Here is a 593-nt window from a genome sequence, read left to right on the forward strand (position 1 = left end):
AGATGATAATCAGTCTAAAGGAAGTAATCTCACAATCAGGCAATATATCGGAGCAGGTAGCTGCCATCAGTGAAGAGCTATCAGCGGCCTCAGAGGAGGTAACTGCTTCTGCTGAAGAAGTTACAAATACCATTGTGGATGTCTCCAAATCAGCGGAGAAACAGTTCGAATCTATAGAAGAGTCGAAAGGGATCATGGATGAGATGATAAGAAGTATAAAAGTTGTATCTAAAAATATTGAAAATGTACATATTTCCTCTAAAAACACTTTAGACTCTGCTGAAGAGGGGATCGTCGCTTCTCAAAATGCGGTGCATAAGATGGATAGCTTAAAGGTCTCTACGGAGAGAGTAGCAGATGAAATCTACCGGTTAAATGAAAGCTCCAAAGAAATTGAGAAGATCGTAATTACGATCAGCAGTATTGCAGATCAAACGATTTTGTTAGCGCTCAATGCAGCCATCGAAGCTGCAAGGGCTGGGGAATCTGGGAGAGGCTTCTCCGTAGTAGCGGAAGAGGTAAGAAAATTAGCAGAGGAATCTGCTAAATCTTCACAGCACATTGGACAGTTGATAATGAATATACAGACAGAA

Annotated in this window: 1 protein-coding gene; it reads left to right on the forward strand. The window is 41.1% G+C overall.

Annotated elements, in window-relative coordinates; translation table 11 throughout:
* Window positions 1–593 (forward strand): methyl-accepting chemotaxis protein (locus tag RCF13_RS26215; RefSeq protein ID WP_308141677.1); only part of this gene is annotated, 593 nt, incomplete at both ends.

Origin of the sequence: Stenotrophomonas maltophilia group sp. RNC7 (genome assembly GCF_030910085.1) — a bacterium.
In the GTDB taxonomy this organism is placed as follows: domain Bacteria; phylum Pseudomonadota; class Gammaproteobacteria; order Xanthomonadales; family Xanthomonadaceae; genus Stenotrophomonas; species Stenotrophomonas sepilia.